General features: G+C 70.5%; 18 protein-coding genes. 9 read left to right on the top strand and 9 right to left on the bottom strand.

Annotated features, from left to right (window positions below; genetic code table 11):
* The first annotated feature begins 43 nt into the window (after positions 1-43).
* Genes def through hemF form a run of 4 tightly spaced genes read left to right on the top strand, consistent with a single transcriptional unit; the run spans position 44 to position 3,688 of the window.
* Positions 44-553: a peptide deformylase gene (def, locus tag CCR79_RS12320; RefSeq protein ID WP_201173335.1), complete on the top strand. Its 510-nt coding sequence runs from the start codon at positions 44-46 to the stop codon at positions 551-553.
* The gene (fmt, locus tag CCR79_RS12315; protein ID WP_201173333.1) at positions 553-1,485 is read left to right on the top strand and encodes a methionyl-tRNA formyltransferase; all 933 of its coding nucleotides are present in this window, start codon (positions 553-555) and stop codon (positions 1,483-1,485) included. Before def ends, fmt begins: the two co-directional genes overlap by 1 nt.
* Entirely contained in the window at positions 1,482-2,771 is a 1,290-nt protein-coding gene (gene rsmB / locus CCR79_RS12310) for a 16S rRNA (cytosine(967)-C(5))-methyltransferase RsmB (protein WP_201173331.1), read from the top strand. The genes fmt and rsmB overlap by 4 nt, the downstream gene beginning before the upstream one ends.
* The gene (gene hemF / locus CCR79_RS12305) at positions 2,768-3,688 is read left to right on the top strand and encodes an oxygen-dependent coproporphyrinogen oxidase (RefSeq protein WP_201173329.1); all 921 of its coding nucleotides are present in this window, start codon (positions 2,768-2,770) and stop codon (positions 3,686-3,688) included. The genes rsmB and hemF overlap by 4 nt, the downstream gene beginning before the upstream one ends.
* 49 nt (positions 3,689-3,737) lie before the next feature.
* On the opposite strand, the gene CCR79_RS12300 is transcribed toward hemF, so the two are convergent.
* The gene (locus CCR79_RS12300; RefSeq protein WP_201173327.1) at positions 3,738-4,754 is read right to left on the bottom strand and encodes a class 1 fructose-bisphosphatase; all 1,017 of its coding nucleotides are present in this window, start codon (positions 4,752-4,754) and stop codon (positions 3,738-3,740) included.
* 151 nt (positions 4,755-4,905) lie between these two features.
* Between CCR79_RS12300 and CCR79_RS12295 the strand changes: the two genes are divergently transcribed.
* Positions 4,906-6,174 carry a 6-phosphofructokinase gene (locus CCR79_RS12295; RefSeq protein WP_201173325.1) on the top strand — a complete coding sequence of 423 codons (1,269 nt, stop codon included), beginning with the start codon at positions 4,906-4,908 and terminating at the stop codon, positions 6,172-6,174.
* On the opposite strand, the gene CCR79_RS12290 is transcribed toward CCR79_RS12295, so the two are convergent.
* From CCR79_RS12290 to CCR79_RS12280, 3 genes are read right to left on the bottom strand one after another with little or no spacing between them, the layout of a single operon-like run.
* On the bottom strand, positions 6,171-7,439 hold the full coding sequence (locus CCR79_RS12290; RefSeq protein ID WP_201173323.1) for a 3-deoxy-D-manno-octulosonic acid transferase: 1,269 nt from the start codon (positions 7,437-7,439) through the stop codon (positions 6,171-6,173). The genes CCR79_RS12295 and CCR79_RS12290 overlap by 4 nt on opposite strands.
* Before the next feature lie 4 nt (positions 7,440-7,443).
* The gene (lpxL, locus tag CCR79_RS12285) at positions 7,444-8,415 is read right to left on the bottom strand and encodes an LpxL/LpxP family Kdo(2)-lipid IV(A) lauroyl/palmitoleoyl acyltransferase (protein WP_201173309.1); all 972 of its coding nucleotides are present in this window, start codon (positions 8,413-8,415) and stop codon (positions 7,444-7,446) included.
* Positions 8,412-9,065, bottom strand: a complete 654-nt coding sequence (locus tag CCR79_RS12280) for a protein-L-isoaspartate O-methyltransferase family protein (RefSeq protein WP_430654671.1) — start codon at positions 9,063-9,065, stop codon at positions 8,412-8,414. The genes lpxL and CCR79_RS12280 overlap by 4 nt, the downstream gene beginning before the upstream one ends.
* Positions 9,066-9,233: 168 nt before the next feature.
* Here CCR79_RS12280 and rpmB point away from each other — a divergent pair, with 168 nt between their 5' ends.
* The 4 genes from rpmB (at position 9,234) to mutM (ending at position 11,902) form a co-directional block, all read left to right on the top strand.
* Positions 9,234-9,470, top strand: a complete 237-nt coding sequence (gene rpmB, locus CCR79_RS12275) for a 50S ribosomal protein L28 (RefSeq protein ID WP_201173302.1) — start codon at positions 9,234-9,236, stop codon at positions 9,468-9,470.
* Positions 9,470-9,640: a 50S ribosomal protein L33 gene (gene rpmG, locus CCR79_RS12270; protein WP_011815098.1), complete on the top strand. Its 171-nt coding sequence runs from the start codon at positions 9,470-9,472 to the stop codon at positions 9,638-9,640. The genes rpmB and rpmG overlap by 1 nt, the downstream gene beginning before the upstream one ends.
* Before the next feature lie 159 nt (positions 9,641-9,799).
* Complete coding sequence (locus CCR79_RS12265) at positions 9,800-11,071, top strand: EAL and HDOD domain-containing protein (protein WP_201173300.1); 1,272 nt, start codon at positions 9,800-9,802, stop codon at positions 11,069-11,071.
* 18 nt (positions 11,072-11,089) lie between these two features.
* Positions 11,090-11,902 (top strand): bifunctional DNA-formamidopyrimidine glycosylase/DNA-(apurinic or apyrimidinic site) lyase, encoded by an 813-nt coding sequence (gene mutM / locus CCR79_RS12260; protein ID WP_201173298.1) that lies wholly within the window; start codon positions 11,090-11,092, stop codon positions 11,900-11,902.
* Between the two features lie 6 nt (positions 11,903-11,908).
* Here mutM and CCR79_RS12255 read toward each other — a convergent pair whose 3' ends face one another.
* The 5 genes from CCR79_RS12255 to CCR79_RS12235 are packed head-to-tail and all read right to left on the bottom strand — an operon-like array spanning position 11,909 to position 16,092.
* Positions 11,909-12,289 carry a hypothetical protein gene (locus tag CCR79_RS12255; RefSeq protein WP_201173288.1) on the bottom strand — a complete coding sequence of 127 codons (381 nt, stop codon included), beginning with the start codon at positions 12,287-12,289 and terminating at the stop codon, positions 11,909-11,911.
* Positions 12,290-12,316: 27 nt separating this feature from the next.
* The gene (gene coaD / locus CCR79_RS12250) at positions 12,317-12,811 is read right to left on the bottom strand and encodes a pantetheine-phosphate adenylyltransferase (protein WP_201173285.1); all 495 of its coding nucleotides are present in this window, start codon (positions 12,809-12,811) and stop codon (positions 12,317-12,319) included.
* A 10-nt stretch (positions 12,812-12,821) separates the two neighbouring features.
* The gene (gene rsmD / locus CCR79_RS12245; protein WP_201173270.1) at positions 12,822-13,409 is read right to left on the bottom strand and encodes a 16S rRNA (guanine(966)-N(2))-methyltransferase RsmD; all 588 of its coding nucleotides are present in this window, start codon (positions 13,407-13,409) and stop codon (positions 12,822-12,824) included.
* Positions 13,406-14,761: a M16 family metallopeptidase gene (locus tag CCR79_RS12240; RefSeq protein WP_201173255.1), complete on the bottom strand. Its 1,356-nt coding sequence runs from the start codon at positions 14,759-14,761 to the stop codon at positions 13,406-13,408. Before CCR79_RS12240 ends, rsmD begins: the two co-directional genes overlap by 4 nt.
* Positions 14,761-16,092: a M16 family metallopeptidase gene (locus tag CCR79_RS12235; RefSeq protein ID WP_201173253.1), complete on the bottom strand. Its 1,332-nt coding sequence runs from the start codon at positions 16,090-16,092 to the stop codon at positions 14,761-14,763. Before CCR79_RS12235 ends, CCR79_RS12240 begins: the two co-directional genes overlap by 1 nt.
* Between the last annotated feature and the right edge of the window lie 11 nt (positions 16,093-16,103).

Genomic DNA, 16,103 nt, shown 5'->3' with positions numbered 1-16,103 from the left:
GTTACAATCGATGCGTCACTCAACAATAGGCGCAGCATCGCTCATGGCCCTCCTCGATATCCTTGTTTACCCTGACCCCCGCCTCCGCGAGCGGGCCGAGCCCGTCGCGGAGGTCGATGACGCCGTCCGCCGTCTGGCAGACGACATGCTTGAAACCATGTACGAGGCTCGCGGCATCGGGCTGGCCGCCACGCAGGTGGGGGACCGCCGGCGGGTGGTGGTGATCGACGTCTCCGAGGAGCGCGACGAGCCGCGGGTGCTGGTCAATCCGGAAATCCTCGAGGCCACCGGTGAGGCCAGTGGCGAGGAGGGGTGCCTGTCCATTCCGGGCTACTACGACGACGTTGCGCGGGCAACGCGGGTGCGTTACCGGGCGCTGGAGCGCGATGGCCGGGTGGTCGAGGACGAGGCTGAGGGCACCCTGGCCGTCTGCCTGCAGCACGAGATCGACCACCTCGAAGGTCGGCTGTTCATCGATTACCTCTCCGAGCTCAAGCGCAAGCGGGTGCGCAAGCGTATGGAGAAGCGTGAGCGGTTCAGCGCGGCGGGCTGATGGCGGCACGGATCATCTTTGCGGGAACGCCGGAGTTCGCGGTGCCCGGCCTCGATGCTCTGGTCGAGGCCGGCGTGCCGCCGGTGGCTGTTTTCACCCAGCCTGATCGCCCCGCCGGTCGGGGACGCCGGCTGACGCCGCCGCCGGTCAAGCGTGCCGCCGACCGGCACGGGCTGACCGTTCACCAGCCCGAGCGCCTCGGCGACGAGGAGGCAGCGCGGATCCGTGAGCTGGCACCCGACCTGATGGTGGTGGTGGCCTACGGCCAGATCCTGCGGCGCAACGTGCTGGATGCACCACGCTGCGGGTGCGTGAATGTCCACGCCTCGCTGCTGCCGCGCTGGCGGGGGGCGGCGCCCATCCAGCGCGCCCTGCTCGCCGGCGACGAGCAGACCGGCGTGACCCTGATGCAGATGGACGAGGGCCTGGATACCGGACCGATGCTCGCCCGCGAGGGGACTCCCATCAGCGCCGACGAGACCGCCGGGTCCCTCCACGATCGACTGGCCCGGATCGGCGCCGACCTGCTGGTCGCGCACCTGGCGGACATCCTGGCCGGAGCCATCACCCCGGAGCCCCAATCCGAGGAGGGCGCCACCTACGCCGCCAAGCTGACCCAGGCCGAGAGCTGGCTCGACCCCGCCGAGCCGGCGGAACAGCTGGAACGCCGCGTGCGCGCACTGGCGCCGGTGCCCGGGGCGCGGATCCATCTGGGGGGGACGCAGGTGCGGGTGCTGGCGGCGCGGGCTTGCCCCGGCCGCCCCGACGATCAGGCCGGTACCGTGGCGGCGGCCAGTGGCAGTGGCATCGAGGTCGCCACCGGCGAGGGGCGGCTGTGTATCACGCGGCTTAAGCCAGCCGGTGGCCGTGAGCAGAGCGCTGCCGATTACCTCAACGGGCGCCGCCTGGCGCCGGGAGAGCGCGTTCAGTGAGTACCCCTCCGCGGGTGGCCGCGGTGCACGTCCTCGAGCGGGTGCTGGAGCGCGGCGAGACCCTGGACGAGGCCCTTGAGGGGCAGTTCACCCGCGTCGCCGAGCGCGACCGGCCGCTGCTCCAGGCGCTGGTCTACGGGGCGCTGCGCTGGCTGACCCGGCTGGAGGCCCAGGTGGCCACCCTCACCCCCCGCGATGACTGGCGACGGGATCCGCTGCTGCGCGCTCTGCTGGTGCTTGGTGCGTGGGAGGCCCAGGGGCTTGCCACACCGGCCCACGCGGCGGTCTCGGAGTCCGTCGACGCGGCGCGCAGGCTGCGTCGGGCCCGGGCCGCCGGCATGGTGAATGCCGTACTGCGCAAGCTGCACAAGGCCACTCCGCCCCTGCCGACGGACGAGGCCACGCGGTACGCACTCCCGGGCTGGCTGGCCGAGCACCTGCGTGGCGCCTGGCCGGAGGATTGGCCCGCGGTGGCCGAGGCCGGCAATGCCCACCCGCCGATGACCCTGCGCGTGGACCGCGCCCGTATCCCCCGCCCGGCGTGCCTGGAAGCGCTGGCCGAGCGCGGGGTCGCGGCACAGCCCGGGGCCGTCGCACCCACCGCGGTGATTCTCGACGATCCGGTACCTGTGGCCCGCCTGCCCGGGTTCGCCGAGGGGTGGCTATCGGTGCAGGACGAGGCCGCGCAGCTCGCTGCCCCCCTGCTCGACCCGCAGCCCGGCGATCGCGTGCTCGACGCCTGTGCCGCCCCCGGCGGCAAGACGGTGCACCTGCTCGAACACGCCCCGGCGGCGACGGTGACCGCACTCGACCGCTCGGCGCGCCGGCTGCGGCAGGTGCGCGACAACCTCGCCCGCGCCGGCCACGAGGCCCACTGCGTGGCCGCCGACGCCGCCAATCCCGATGCCTGGTGGGACGGCGAGCCGTTTCAGCGCATCCTCCTCGACGCTCCGTGTACGGGCAGCGGCGTGATCCGCCGCCACCCCGATATCAAATGGCTGCGCCGGGCCGACGATCCGGCGCGCATGGCCCCGGCGCAGCGCCAGCTGCTCGACGCCCTTTGGCGGGTCCTGGCGCCGGGCGGGCGGCTGGTCTACGCCACCTGCTCGATCTTTCCCGAAGAGAACGAAGCGGTGGTGGCCGGGTTCCTGGCCGAGCAGCCCGACGCCTCGCGGGGACCGTTGCCGGCGGTTGGCCGCCGCACCGGCGCCGGGTGCCAGATCCTGCCCGGCGAACAGGGCATGGACGGTTTCTTCTACGCCTGCCTGGAACGGAGCGTGGAATGACGGATGCGATGCCGGCTGACGGCCTGCAGCGTGTGCACGATTGGCTGGTGACCTGGCAGGGGCGGGTCTGCAGAGCCATCGAGAGCTGGGACGGACGCGGTGCCTTCCACGCCGACCGCTGGCAGCGCCCCGGAGGCGGTGGCGGCGAGAGCCGCGTGCTCAAGGGCGGGCGGGTGATCGAGCAGGGTGGGGTGAATTTCTCCCACGTCCGGGGCGATGCGCTGCCCGATACGGCCACCGAGCGACGCGCTGATCTGGCCGGCCAGCCCTACGAGGCGGTGGGTGTATCGCTGGTGCTGCACCCGTGGAACCCGTATGTGCCGACCACCCACGCTAACCTGCGCCTGTTCGTCGCCGGCGAGCCGGGTTGCGGCGCCCAGTGGTGGTTCGGCGGCGGCTTCGATCTGACCCCGTACTACCCCTTCGACGACGACTGCCGCCACTTCCACCGCCAGGCCCGGGCGGCCTGCGAGCCGTTCGGCGAAACCGTCTATCCGACGTTCAAGCGCTGGTGCGACGAGTACTTCCGGCTGCCCCACCGCGATGAGCAGCGCGGCATCGGCGGGCTGTTCTTCGACGATCTCAACGACTGGGGGTTCGAGGCGAGCTTCCGCTTCGTGCAGGCGGTAGGTGGGGCGTTCCTGGACGGCTACGGTCCCATCGTCGAGTCCCGCCGCGACCATCCCTACGGTGAGCGCGAGCGGGAGTTCCAGCTCTACCGGCGGGGCCGGTACGTGGAGTTCAACCTCCTGCAGGATCGCGGGACCCGGTTCGGGATCCAGTCGGAGGGGCGGACCGAATCGATCCTGATGTCGCTGCCGCCCCGGGTGCGCTGGGAGTACGGCTTTGAGCCAGAACCCGGGAGTCCGGAGGCCCGTCTGACGGAGGCGTATCTGGTCCCCCGCGACTGGGCGTGAACGCCCTGCGCCTCCGGGCGGGGCGCAGGGCGTCCGGTTCGGGCGCGCGTCAGCCCTCCCGGTGGTAGCTAGTAACCTGCTCCACCTCGTTTTTGGAGCCGAGGACCACCGGTGCCCGCTCGTGGATGTCGGTCGGATCGAGCTCAAGGATCCGCTGCCGGCCGGTGGTCGCGGCGCCGCCGGCCTGCTCGACGATGAGGCTCATGGGATTGGCCTCGTACATCAGGCGCAGGCGGCCGCTTTGTCCCTTGGCCTTGATCTTGGCGTCGAGCGGGTACATGAACACCCCCCCGCGGCAGAGGATGCGGTGGACCTCGGCGACCATCGAGGCCACCCAGCGCATGTTGAAGTCCTTGCCCCGCGGCCCCTCCTTGCCCTGGAGGCACTCATCGATGTAGCGCTGGACCGGTTCCTCCCAGTGACGCTGGTTGGAGACGTTGATGGCGAATTCCTTGGTGTCCTCCGGGATCTGCACGTCCTTGCGGGTAAGGATGAACTCGCCGAAGTCGCGGTTGAGCGTGAACATCTGCACGCCCTGGCCCTTGACCGCGAGCACCAGGATCGTTGACGGCCCGTAGAGGCAGTAGCCGGCGGCCACCTGCTCCGTGCCGCGCTGGAGGAAGTCCCCGGTCGAGGGCTTTTCGCTGCCCTGCGGGGCGCGGACGATGGAGAAGATCGTGCCCACGGAGACGTTCACGTCGATGTTCGACGAGCCGTCGAGCGGATCGCACAGCAGCAGGTAGCGGCCCCGCTGGGACGGGTTGGGCAGGGGGTAGATGTCGTCCATCTCCTCGGAGACGAGCCCGGCGATGTGGCCGTTCTGGGTCAGGGCCTCGATGAAGACCTCGTTGGTGACCACGTCGAGCTTCTTCTGGGTCTCGCCCTGGACGTTCTCCGAGTCCGCCGACCCAAGCATGCCGACCAGGTCGCCCTTGTTGACCAGGTCCGCGATGCGCTTGCAGGCGACGGAGATGTCGTTGAGCAGGCCGGTGAATTCGCCGGTGGCCTCCGGCAGGTTGCGCTGCGTCTCGATGATGTAGTTGGTCAGAGTCGTACCGATGTGCATGGTTTTCTCCCCTGGCGTGCGGTTTCCATGGCTTCTTTAATATCAACCGAGGACATCCGCCGCCGATGGCGCGGCGGCGGCAAGCGTTCGGCGCATTCCTCCGGTACATTGGTGCGCAAGCCCATAAGCGTCAACACACAAGTCTGATCGCATGCCAAAGAACGCACTATATGCTCAGTCCGGCGGCGTCTCGGCGGTCATCAACGCCAGCGCCTGGGGCGTCATCGAGGCGGTGCGCGGCCATCCGGCCCATTTCGGCACCTGCTATGCGGCCCGCAACGGGATCCTCGGGGTGCTCGAGGAGGAGATCATCGACCTCGACGAGGAGGATCCGCTGACTCTCGCCGCGCTGCGCCACACGCCCGGTGGCGCGTTCGGGTCGTGCCGCTTCGACCTCGGCGATCTCCACGCGGACCGGGCGCAGTACGAGCGCCTGGTGGAGGTCTTCCACGCCCACGACATCGGCTACTTCTTCTACAACGGCGGTGGCGGCTCCATGGATACCGCCCACAAGGTCGCGCGCATCGGCGATGAACTCGGTTACCCCATCACCGCCGTCGGTGTGCCCAAGACCATCGACAATGACCTGGGCATGACGGATACCAGCCCTGGGTTCGGGTCGGCGGCGAAGTTCATCGCCACCGTGGTCCGCGAGGCAAGCCTCGACGTCGAGTCGGCCCACACCACCTCGACCCGGGTCTTCATCCTCGAGGTGATGGGGCGTCACGCCGGGTGGTTGGCGGCGGCGGCGGCACTGGCTCAGGAGTATGACGGCCGGCCGCCAATGCTGATCCTCTTCCCCGAGAGCCCCTTCGATCTGGGTGACTTCCTGACCCAGCTGCAGATGGCGATCCGCACCCACGGCTACTGCGTGGTGGTTGCCTCAGAGGGGCTGAAGAACCCGGATGGCTCCCTGTTCTCGGTGGCGCAGAGCCATGACATCTACGCCTATACGCAGCTCGGCGGCGTGGCGCCGCGGCTCGCCGAGATCATCCGCCAGGAGACGGGGCACAAGCTGCACTGGTCGGTGGTGGACTACATTCAGCGGGCGGCCCGGCATCTGGCCTCGCGCACCGATGTCGAGCAGGCCTACGCCGTCGGGCGGGCTGCCGTGGAAGGGGTGGTGGCCGGCCGGCATGGCTTCATGCCGGTGATCCGCCGTGAATCGGACCAGCCGTATCGCTGGTCCATCGACCGGGTACCGCTCGAGGAGGTGGCGAGCATCGAGCGCGGGTTGCCGCCCTCGTTCATCTCGCCGGACGGCTACGGCATCACCGCCGCCTGTCGCGACTACCTGCGACCGCTGATCGAGGGCGAGGACTATCCGCCGTTCGAGCGCGGACTGCCCTGCTATCCGCGTATCCGCGGGGTACTACGCCCCCAGCGCTGCCCGCCGTTCCGCGCCGAACCGCCGGGTTAGTCCCCGGTCGGCGGCGCTCCGGCGCGCGACTCAACGTGGGCGAGGATGGCGTCGGCGTAGAGGCCGGCGGTGTCCTGCGCCGCCTGCACCGTGGCTGCCGCCTGCTCGCCCATCTCCCGGCGGGTCCGGGGATCCTGTGCCAGCTCGGCGATGGCGTGGCGCAGGTCGGTCTCATCGAAGAACCGCTGCGCCCCGCCGGCGGCCAGCAACCGCTCCGACTCTTCGGCAAAGTTGCTCATGTGCGGCCCGAACAGGATGGGCTTGCCCAGCCGGGCCGGCTCCACCAGGTTTTGCCCGCCGCGGCGGATCAGCGAGCCGCCGATGATCACCGTCTCCGCGCCGGCCATAAAGGCCTCCAGCTCCCCCAGGGTGTCGGCTACGTAGATGTCGGCCCACTGCCAGTCCTCGCCGGCCGAGCGCAGCGCCACCCGGAAACCGGCCTGCTGCAGCGACTGACGGATCGCCGGCCCGCGCTCTGGGTGGCGCGGGACGATGACCAGCAGCTGCGGCACGTCCCGCTCCCTGCGCGCCTCGGCCCAGCAATTGGCGATGCGGATCTCCTCATCATCATGGGTCGAGGCGGCCACCAGTGCCGGGCGCCGGAAGGCGAACGGCTCCGGGGGTGGGGTGATCGGCGGGGCCAGTTTCAGGCTGCCGAGGGTGTGCAGACGCTCGGCGGGGACGCCGAAGCCGGCGAAGCGCCGGGCGTCCAGGGTGCTGCGGGCCAGGATGAGATCGACGTGGGCCAGGGCCTTGCCCTGCAGTCGCCGGATCACCGCGGCCCCCTCGACGGTGCGATCGGAGAGCCGGGCGTTGGCCAGCAGCAGCGGGATGCTTCGCCGTGCGGTGGCGGCATAGAGATTCGGCCAGATCTCCGTCTCCAGGATCACCGCCGCGCGCGGCTGGAAGGTGTCCAGAAAGCGGCGCACCGCCCCGGGCCAGTCCAGTGGCAGGTAGGCGTGGCGGGTGGCGGCGGGCAGTACGTGGGCAGCGGTCTCGGCGCCGGTGGCGGTGGCCGTGGTGACCAGCAGTGGCAGCCCGGGTCGGCGCGCGGCGAGGGCGTGGACCAGCGGGGCTGCGGTGCGCACCTCGCCTACCGAGGCGCAGTGCAGCCACAGCGGCTGGTCCGTCTCGGTCAGTCCGTAGTATCCGCGGCGCTCGCGGCGCATGCGGGCGCCGCCGCGCTGGCGAGTGCTGCGCACCAGCCACCGCCAGATCAGCGGTGACAGGCCGTAGAGCAGGGCGGTATAGACGGGTTTGAGCATCGGTTCAGTAGCGCGGGGGCTCACCCTCGGGTCGGGATTTGAAGCGTTTACGTACCCAGAAGTACTGCTCCGGCTGGTGCCGGATCCATCGCTCGATCAGTTGGTTGATGCGCGCGGTGTCGGCGTGGATGTCGCCGCTGGGGAAGGCCTCCAGTGGCGGCTCGAAGACCAGCCGGTAGCGCCCACCCGGCAGCCGCTGCGGGTAGTAGGGCAGCACGATGCAGTCGGTGCGCTCGGCCAGTCGCGCGGTGGCTGGTGTGGTGGCCGCCTGGATGCCGAAAAACGGCGCGAAGATGCCGCCGCGCCGCGGGGCGATGTTCTCGTCCGGCGCGTACCAGATGATGTCGCCGCCCTTGAGCGCGCGGATCATGCCGCGCATGTCTTGGTTGGAGATCACATCCTCGATGCGGCGGCGCCGATTGCGCCGGATCAGGGTGGCCACCAGCGGGTTGCGGTCCTCGCGGTAAAGGGCCTTGAACGGCGTGATCTGACGCACCCGGGCGCCGCTGAGCTCCAGGCCAAGCATGTGGCAGGTCAGCAGCAGGACGCCGCGACCGCTGTCGCGGGCGGCCTCGAGATGCTCTTGGCCGTGGACCTCGAAGAGCTCGGCGATGCGCTCCATGGGCAGCCACCAGCCCATGGCGGTCTCCACTACGCCGATGCCCATCAGCCGGAAGTTCTCCCGGGCGATGGTCTGCCGGCGCTGGGCGGAGAGTTCCGGGAAGCTCAGCTCCAGGTTGCGCAGGGCCAGCCGGCGCCGCTCCCCCGCCAGATGCCAGGCGAGTTCGCCGATCGCGGCGCCGATGGCCATGCGCGCCCGGTGGGGCAGGGCCACCACGCCCCGCAGCAGACCCAGCTGCAGCCACACCCCCCAGAAGCGCGGATGGAGGAAGCGCAGCTGCAGCAGGCGGTCGTCCTTCGGGGTGGGCCGGGCCCCGCGGCGTCGGCCCTTGGGGGCGGTCACGGTGTCGCTCAAAGCTTGAATGGGTTCCTCTTGGTCAGGCCGCGCAGCGGCGGTACCGCGGTATCGAAGACGCTCTGGGTGGACCAGGCGTTGGGGCCGGTGCGCGTGATGCGCAGGGCCTCCATCATCGGGCCGCTGCCGACGATGACGAACAGACGCCCGCCGATGGTCAGCGAGCTGTGGAAGCCGTCGTGGAGCTCCGGCAGGGAGCCAGTGACGGCGATCACGTCGTAGTGCTGGCCATCGTGCCAGCCGCTGGCAGCGTCGCCCTGGGCCAGCTCGATCTGCTCGCCCAGCCCGGCGGCCCCGAGCCGCTGCTGCGCCTGCCGGTGCAGGTCGGCTTGGAGCTCGACGCTGGTTACGTGGCCGCACAGGTGGGCCAGACAGGCGGTGACGTAGCCGCTGCCGGTGCCGATCTCCAGCGCCTTCTCGCCCGGGGCCGGGTCCAGTTCCTGGAGCATCCGCCCCTCCAGGCGGGGCTCCATCATGACCTCGCCGTTGCCCAGTGGCAGCTGCAGGTCGCTGTACGCCATCCCGCGCAGGTGCTCCGGCACGAACGCTTCTCGGGGGATCTCCTCCAGCACCTCCAGCACCCGCGGCTCGAGCACGTTCCACGGGCGGATCTGGCGGCGGATCATGTTGTCGCGTGCCGAATCAGTCACGCTTTGTGTCATTATAATCTCCTCCCCTCATCCCTGGAGCGATGGGCAGGGCAATCGTAGGGGGTCTGGTCGGGCGCGGCAAGCACTCCTTGCGTTGGCCGCCGGATGCTGGTATAAAAACCGCCTTTTCCGGCGGCTGCCGGCGAGCTGGGATTGAGGAGCGTAGTTATGTCCAAGGTCTGCCAAGTCACCGGCAAGCGTCCGGGTACGGGAAACAACGTTTCCCACGCCAACAACAAGACGCGCCGGCGTTTTCTGCCCAATCTGCACGATCACCGCTACTGGGTGGAGAGCGAGAATCGCTGGGTACGGCTGCGTGTCTCCGCCAAGGGCATGCGGATCATCGATAAACGCGGCATTGACGCGGTGCTCGCCGACATGCGGGCCCGTGGGGAGAGGGTCTAATGGCCGGGAAGAGCGCACGCGAAAAGATCAAGCTGGTGTCGAGCGCCGGCACGGGCCACTTCTACACCACCGACAAGAACAAGCGGAACACCCCGCACAAGCTTGAGATGAAGAAGTACGATCCGGTGGTGCGCAAGCACGTGACCTACCGCGAGACCAAGCTCAAGTAACACCGACGGCGTCCCCATGCGCCGTGTGGCGAACGGGCCCGGCTGCCTTCGGCACCGGGCCCGTGTCGTTTCGGGGTTCCGAGCGCGCTTGACCGGTCCGCCTGGCTCGAAGACCCTTGCAGCCAGCCCCCCAACGCTGCATCGTGGAGAGTCCCTGCCATGTCGGAGGTCTTCCTGGCTCGTCAGCCGGTGTTCGACCGCGAACTGCGAGTCTGCGGCTACGAACTCCTCTACCGCGGAGGGCGCGAGGACTCGGCCCGCTTTGTCGACGGCGACGCCGCCACTGCCACGGTCATCCTCAACGCCTTCATGGAGATCGGGCTCCGCGCGGTCACCGGCGGGCAGCCGGCGTATCTCAACCTCACCCGACGATTCCTCCTGCAGCAGCCCGTCCCGTTCCCGCAGCACGAGGTGGTCCTTGAGGTCCTGGAGGACATTGAGCCGGACGCCGAGCTGAGGGGGGCGCTGTGCCGGCTGTCACGGCAGGGCTACCGCATTGCCCTGGATGACTATTTGCTCGACGGCTCGGGGCGGGAGCGCCTGCTGCCCTGCGTGGACATGGTCAAGGTGGACGTGCTCGGTATGGCGCCGCAGGAGATCGTCCGCCACGCTCGGACTCTGCAGCGCCAGGGGGTGCCCGCCCTGCTCGCCGAGAAGATCGAGAGCCGGGAGGTTATGGAGCTCTGCCGTGCCGCGGGGTTCGATTACTTCCAGGGCTTCTTCCTGTCGCGGCCGTCGACCCTCTCGCGGCGCTCGGTGCCGCACAACCGCCTGCCATTGCTGCGCCTGATCGCCTCGCTGCAGCGCCCGGAGCTGGATGTCCGCGAGATCGAGCGGATCATCGGCCAGGACGTCTCGCTGTCGTACAAGATCCTGCGTTACCTGGCCTCGCCGCTGTTCCCCACGCGGGATATCGACAGCATCCGTGCCGCCGTGCTCTATCTGGGGCGGCGGCAGCTGGCCAACTGGGCCGTGCTGCTGGCCATGACCTCCTACGGCGATCAACCCTCCGAGCGCATCGTGGCCCTACTGGTGCGTGCGCGCACCTGCGAGCAGCTCGTCCGGCACCGCCACGGTGGCTCGGACCCCGGAGCGGCGTTCACCATCGGTCTGTTCTCGGGGCTCGATGCGGTGCTCGATGCGCCGCTGTCGGTCATCTGTGCCGAGTTGCCGCTGAGCACCGAGGTGCGTCAGGCTCTGCTCGAGCTTGAAGGCCCTTACGGCGGCATCCTCGCGGCGGTGCTGGCCCAAGAGCGCGGCGACTGGGAGCGCCTGGCCGGAAGCGGTATCGAGCCGCTGCAGGTCAATCACCACTACCTCGAGGCGCTGCGCTGGGCGGACGCCCAGTGGGCCTGGCTGGCCCATCTCTCCCGGGCCGAGCGCGCCGATCGACTCCCGCCGCGGCGGCGCGGCTCGCCGTCGTCGTCGTGATTCGGGTGGGGACGCCGCGTGCCTGAGCTGCCCGAGGTGGAGACCATCCGCCGTGGCCTGGAGGAGCACCTGGTCGGACGGGCGCTGCAGCGCGTCGTGGTGCGCCAGCCGCGGTTGCGCTATCCCGTCCCGGCCGGGCTGGAGGCCGCTGTTGCCGGCGAGCCGGTGGTGGCCCTGGAACGCCGCGCCAAGTACCTGCTCATCCGCCTCGCCGGTGGCGCCTGGCTGCTGCTGCACTTGGGCATGTCCGGGAGCCTGCGCTTGGTGGCGGCGACCGATGCGCCCGGGCGGCATGACCACGTCGATCTGGTGCTCGACGACGGCCGCGCCCTGCGGCTGACCGACCCGCGGCGTTTCGGCTGCCTGCTCCTCGGCGAGGGCGACCCCGAGGCCCATCGGCTGCTCTCCCGCCTGGGGCCCGAACCGTTGGGGCCGGCGTTCGACGGCGCGTATCTGCACCGCGCCGCCCGGGGGCGCCGGGTGGCGGTGAAGGCCTTCCTGATGGATGCCACCGTGGTGGTCGGGGTCGGGAACATCTACGCCAACGAGGCGCTCTTTCGTGCCGGGATCCGCCCGGATCGCGCCGCCGGGCGCATCGCGCGGGTGCGGTACGAGCGCCTGGCCGGGGCCGTGCGGGAGGTTCTGGAGGCGGCGCTGGCGGCCGGTGGCACCACCCTGCGCGACTTCACCGACGGCGCGGGGCGGCCGGGGTATTTCGCCGTCGATCTGTCGGTCTACGGCGGCTCCAGCTGCCCGTCCTGCGCCAGTGCGCTGCGCCAGCTCCGGGTGGCGCAGCGCGGGACCTGGTTTTGCCCCCGCTGCCAGCGCTGAGCGTGCTCAGAGCGCCGGCTGCCCCAGCCACAGGCCGATGGCGAACAGGGTCATGAACAGCAGGATGATGAACACGTCGCGCAGCATCCGGAACAGGTCGTCGAGCTTGGGGACCGGGGCCCGGACGCCGTAGTCCCGTGGGTCGAGGGTCCCTTCGTCGGCCCGGGCGATGATCTCCCGGGCCAGTTCCCGCGCCCACGGTGGGGTGCGGTCCTGGTCGCGCATGTACAGCCCGAAGAGACGGTCCAGGTCCTCGCGCCTGGCAATGCGCCGGAACTGGTGCCAGTGGGCGAGGGCGAAGAAGTCGTACTCGGAGATCTGCAGCAGCTGTGCCGCCTCGAGCACGCTGTTGTCGTAGACCAGCGGCTTGAACCACGACCAGGCCATGGCGCCCTCCTTTTCGCGGGGTGCGGGTCAGGGAACGCGGCGGACGCGCAGGCGCAGCGCCTCCGCCACGGCCGGGTGGACGAAGCGCGAGACATCGCCGCCCAGGGCGGCGACCTCACGGACCAGGCTCGAGGAGATGAACGCGTACTGCTCCGCCGGGGTGAGGAAGACAGTCTCGACGTCGGCGCGCAGCTGGCGGTTCATGCTTGCCAGCTGGAACTCGTATTCGAAATCGGAGACGGCCCGCAGGCCCCGGACGATGACTTGTGCCTCGTGGTGCGCTACGAAGTCCACCAGCAGGGAGGTGAAGGCCTCCACCTGGACATTGTCGACGCCGGCCAACGCGGTGCGGGCCAGCTCCAGGCGTTCCTCCACGGCGAAGGTGGGGGTCTTCGAGGGGCTGGGGTTGGCGGCAACGCCGACGATCAGGCGGTCGAACAGTCGCGCCCCGCGCTGGATCAGATCGGTGTGCCCGTGGGTGATCGGGTCGAAGGTCCCCGGGTAGATGGCGGTTACGCCCATCAATGGCTCCTCAGTCCTCATCTCGGTTGGTTCCGTCCGCGCGCAGCAGCCGAAAGCGGCAGCGTCCGGCCTGGCCTTCCCGGTGCACGGACCAGCTGGCGGGCAGTTCCGGTGTCGGCGCATTCCGATCGTCTTCAATATAGATCTGCGCCCCGGGCGTCAGCCATCCCGCCGTGGCTAGCCGCTGGCAACACACCTCCAGAAGCCCGCTGCCGTAGGGCGGATCCAGGAAGACGATCTCAAAGGGCGCTGCAGGAGGCCCCTGCAGGTAGTCGGCGCCGTCGGCCACCTCGATGCGGGCGCCCGTCGCCGCCAGGGTGGTGAGGTTGCCCCGCAAGCCGTCGGCGATGCGCCGGTCACGCTCGACCAGGACCACCTCGGCGGCGCCACGCGACAACGCCTCCAGGCCCAGTGCCCCGGTGCCGGCGAACAGGTCCAAGCAGCGCGCCCCCGGCAGCATCGGCGCGAGCCAGTTGAACAGCGTCTCGCGGACCCGGTCGCCGGTCGGCCGGACCCCGGCCTGGGCCGGGATCGGAAGGCGTCGGCCCCGCCACTGCCCGGCGATGATGCGCAGCTCGCTCCCGCGTCGGCGGCTCACGGCGGATCCATCTCCACGTCGGCGTCCTCCACCCCCGGGCCGACCAGGACGGTGACCATCCGCGCCAGGTCCAGCCGCTCGTCCAGGGCCCGGCGGATTGCCTGCTCATCGACGGCCTCCATGCGCGGGATGTAGCGCGCCAGGTGATCGGCGGGCAGGCGGTTGGCCGCCAGGACGCTGAGCTGCCCGGCCAGGGCCGAGTTGTTCGCCACGCTCAGCGGGAAGGCGCCGGTTAGATGGCGCACCGCCGCGTCGATCTCCTCGCTGTCCAGCCCGTCCCGGGCCAGGCGCTCGATCTCCCCGCGCAGCACCTCCAGGGCCTCCTCGCTGCGGCCAGCCTCGACGGTGGAACGGATCAGCCACGGGCCACGCTGCGGCATGATGTTGAGACTCGAGGAAGAGGCGTAGGAGAGGCCGCGCTCTTCGCGCATGCTCTGGTAGAGCCGCGAGACCAGGCCCCCGCCGCCGAGGACGTGATTGGCAACCCGCAGCGGGTACTCCAGCTCCTCCTCGCCGCGGGCGATGGCGGGCAGGCCCATCATCAGCGCGGTCTGCGAGGCGGGGAAGTCGATGCGGACCTCCGTCTCTTTCGGCTCGCTCGGGGGGGCGGGTAGCGAGGGCGCGGGTTCGCCGGCCTCCATGGCGCCGAGGAGCCGGGCGGCCAGCGCTTCGGCCTCCTCGCGGTCGAGATCACCAACGATGGCAACGCTGGCGTTGGCGGCGACGTAGTGCTCCGCGTGGAAGGCCGCCACGCGCGCCGCGTCCAGGCTGTCCAGCCCCGCCTCGGTGCCCGAGGCCGGAGTGGCGTAGGGGTGATCGCCGTACATGGCCGCGTAGAGCGAGCGCAGGGCGATGCGCGAGGCCGACTGCCGCTCGGCCCGCAGGGCCTGCTGCATGCGCCTGCGCTCCCGCTCGACGGCGGCGTCGTCGAAGCTCGGCGCGCCGAGCACTTGCTCGAGCAGCTCCGTTGAGGCGTCCAGGGCAGCGCTTTCGGAGAGGCTGCGCAGATGGACCTCGGCCTGGTGGCGGCCGGCGGAGGTGTTCAGCCGCGCGCCGACATCCTCCAGGCGGCGGGCCAGTTCGCCGGCGTCCATGTCGCCGGCCCCCTGGTCCAGGGTGCGCGCGGTGAGCCCGGCCAGGCCCGGTGTGCCGCGGTCGCGGGCACTGCCGGCGTCAAGGATCACCCGGACGTCCACCATCGGGAGTTCGCGGGCTTCGATGAAGTAGACGGCAGCCCCCTCGCGGCCGTCCCAGCGTTGCACCTCAGGTCCGAACGGATCGGCCTGCGCGGGGACGGCCAGCAGGGTGGTGGCGGCCACGGCAGCGGCGCGCAATCGATCCAGCAGACGCATCACTCCTCCTCGCCGGGCAGCAGGCGGCCCACGGTGAGCCGTTCCGGTTCTAGGTAGGTGCGGGCGACGCGCTGGATGTCCTCCGGCGTGACCGCGCGCACCCGCTCCTCGAAGCGCTGCGCCTCCTCCCAGCCGATCCCGGTGCTGGCCAGTCGGCCCAGGCGCTGGGCGCGCCCCATGGGGGCGTCTTGGGCGTAGACCTCGGCCGCGAGCAGGCGGGTGATGGCGCGCTCGAGTTCCGAGTCCTCCACCGGATCGTCGCGGAGCCGGCGAACCTGCTCGCGCAGGGCGGATTCCAGCTCGTCCAGGTCGTGGCCCTCGGACGGCCTCGCCACCAGCGAGAACAGCGTGTCGAGGCGTGCTACCGGGGAGTAGCCGACTGAGGCGCTGGTCGCCAGGCCGGGGCCGCGCACCAGTTCCTCGGGCAGCCGGGCGGAGCGTCCGCCATCGAGCAGCTCGGCGGCGAGCAGCAGGGCGTAGGCGTCGCTGGGCTCGGCCGCCGTGGCCAGCGAGGGGACGTTGTAGCCGAGGAAGAGCAGCGGCACGCGGGCATCCTCGAAGCGCACCTCGATGCGCCGCTCACCGGGGCCGGTCGCGATCTCGCGCCCTTCCGGCGGCGGCTCGACCTCGCCCGCGGGGACCGCGCCGAAGTGGCGCTCGGCCAGCTCGAAGACCCGCTCGGGTTCCACGGCACCGACCACCACCAGGGTGGCGTTGCCCGGCGTGTACCAACGCTGATACCAGGCCTCGAGCTCCTCGAGACGCAGGCGGTCCAGGTCCTTGCGCCAGCCGATGATCGGGTGGCGATACGGGCTGGCCATGTGCGCGGTGGCGGTGAAGCGCTCGAAGGCCCGGGCCTCGGGCGGGTCGTCCACGCGCTGGCGGCGCTCCTCATGGATGACCTGCATCTCGCGCTGGAACTCCTCGGAGTCGAAGACCAGCCGGTGCATGCGCTCGGCCTCGAGCTCCAGGGCCAGCTCCAGGCGGTCGGCGGCCAGCAGCTGGAAGTAGCCGGTGAAGTCGCGGGCGGTGAAGGCGTTGGTCCGCCCGCCCTCGCGGGCGATTAGACGTGCAAACTCGCCGGTCCCGCGCACCTCAGTGCCCTTGAACATCATGTGTTCGACGGCGTGGGAGATGCCGGTGATCGGTCGATGCTCGTGTCCGGAGCCGACGTGATACCAGAGCATCGAGGCGACCACGCCGCCGCGGTGGTCCTCCTGAACAAGGACGGTCAGGCCGTTGTCCAGCTCGTGGTGGTGGATCCGGTCCGCCGCCGCGGCGGACGCCAGGCCGAAGAGTAGGAGGGTGGTGAGCAGTCTGAGCGGGGCCATGGCTCCTCTGG

Source organism: Halorhodospira halophila (genome assembly GCF_016653405.1).
Taxonomy (GTDB): Bacteria; Pseudomonadota; Gammaproteobacteria; order Nitrococcales; family Halorhodospiraceae; genus Halorhodospira; species Halorhodospira halophila_A.
The sequence above is the reverse complement of the archived record's forward strand: the minus strand, read 5'-3'. Positions and strand labels throughout refer to the sequence as shown.

Bases quoted from the DNA above. Each gene is read 5' to 3' on its own strand.
- def (WP_201173335.1), top strand. From the start codon at position 44: ATGGCCCTCCTCGATATCCTTGTTTACCCTGACCCCCGCCTCCGCGAG.
- fmt (WP_201173333.1), top strand. From the start codon at position 553: ATGGCGGCACGGATCATCTTTGCGGGAACGCCGGAGTTCGCGGTGCCC.
- hemF (WP_201173329.1), top strand. From the start codon at position 2,768: ATGACGGATGCGATGCCGGCTGACGGCCTGCAGCGTGTGCACGATTGG.
- CCR79_RS12300 (WP_201173327.1), bottom strand. From the start codon at position 4,754: ATGCACATCGGTACGACTCTGACCAACTACATCATCGAGACGCAGCGC.
- CCR79_RS12295 (WP_201173325.1), top strand. From the start codon at position 4,906: ATGCCAAAGAACGCACTATATGCTCAGTCCGGCGGCGTCTCGGCGGTC.
- CCR79_RS12290 (WP_201173323.1), bottom strand. From the start codon at position 7,439: ATGCTCAAACCCGTCTATACCGCCCTGCTCTACGGCCTGTCACCGCTG.
- rpmB (WP_201173302.1), top strand. From the start codon at position 9,234: ATGTCCAAGGTCTGCCAAGTCACCGGCAAGCGTCCGGGTACGGGAAAC.
- rpmG (WP_011815098.1), top strand. From the start codon at position 9,470: ATGGCCGGGAAGAGCGCACGCGAAAAGATCAAGCTGGTGTCGAGCGCC.
- CCR79_RS12265 (WP_201173300.1), top strand. From the start codon at position 9,800: ATGTCGGAGGTCTTCCTGGCTCGTCAGCCGGTGTTCGACCGCGAACTG.
- CCR79_RS12255 (WP_201173288.1), bottom strand. From the start codon at position 12,289: ATGGCCTGGTCGTGGTTCAAGCCGCTGGTCTACGACAACAGCGTGCTC.
- coaD (WP_201173285.1), bottom strand. From the start codon at position 12,811: ATGGGCGTAACCGCCATCTACCCGGGGACCTTCGACCCGATCACCCAC.
- CCR79_RS12240 (WP_201173255.1), bottom strand. From the start codon at position 14,761: ATGCGTCTGCTGGATCGATTGCGCGCCGCTGCCGTGGCCGCCACCACC.
- CCR79_RS12235 (WP_201173253.1), bottom strand. From the start codon at position 16,092: ATGGCCCCGCTCAGACTGCTCACCACCCTCCTACTCTTCGGCCTGGCG.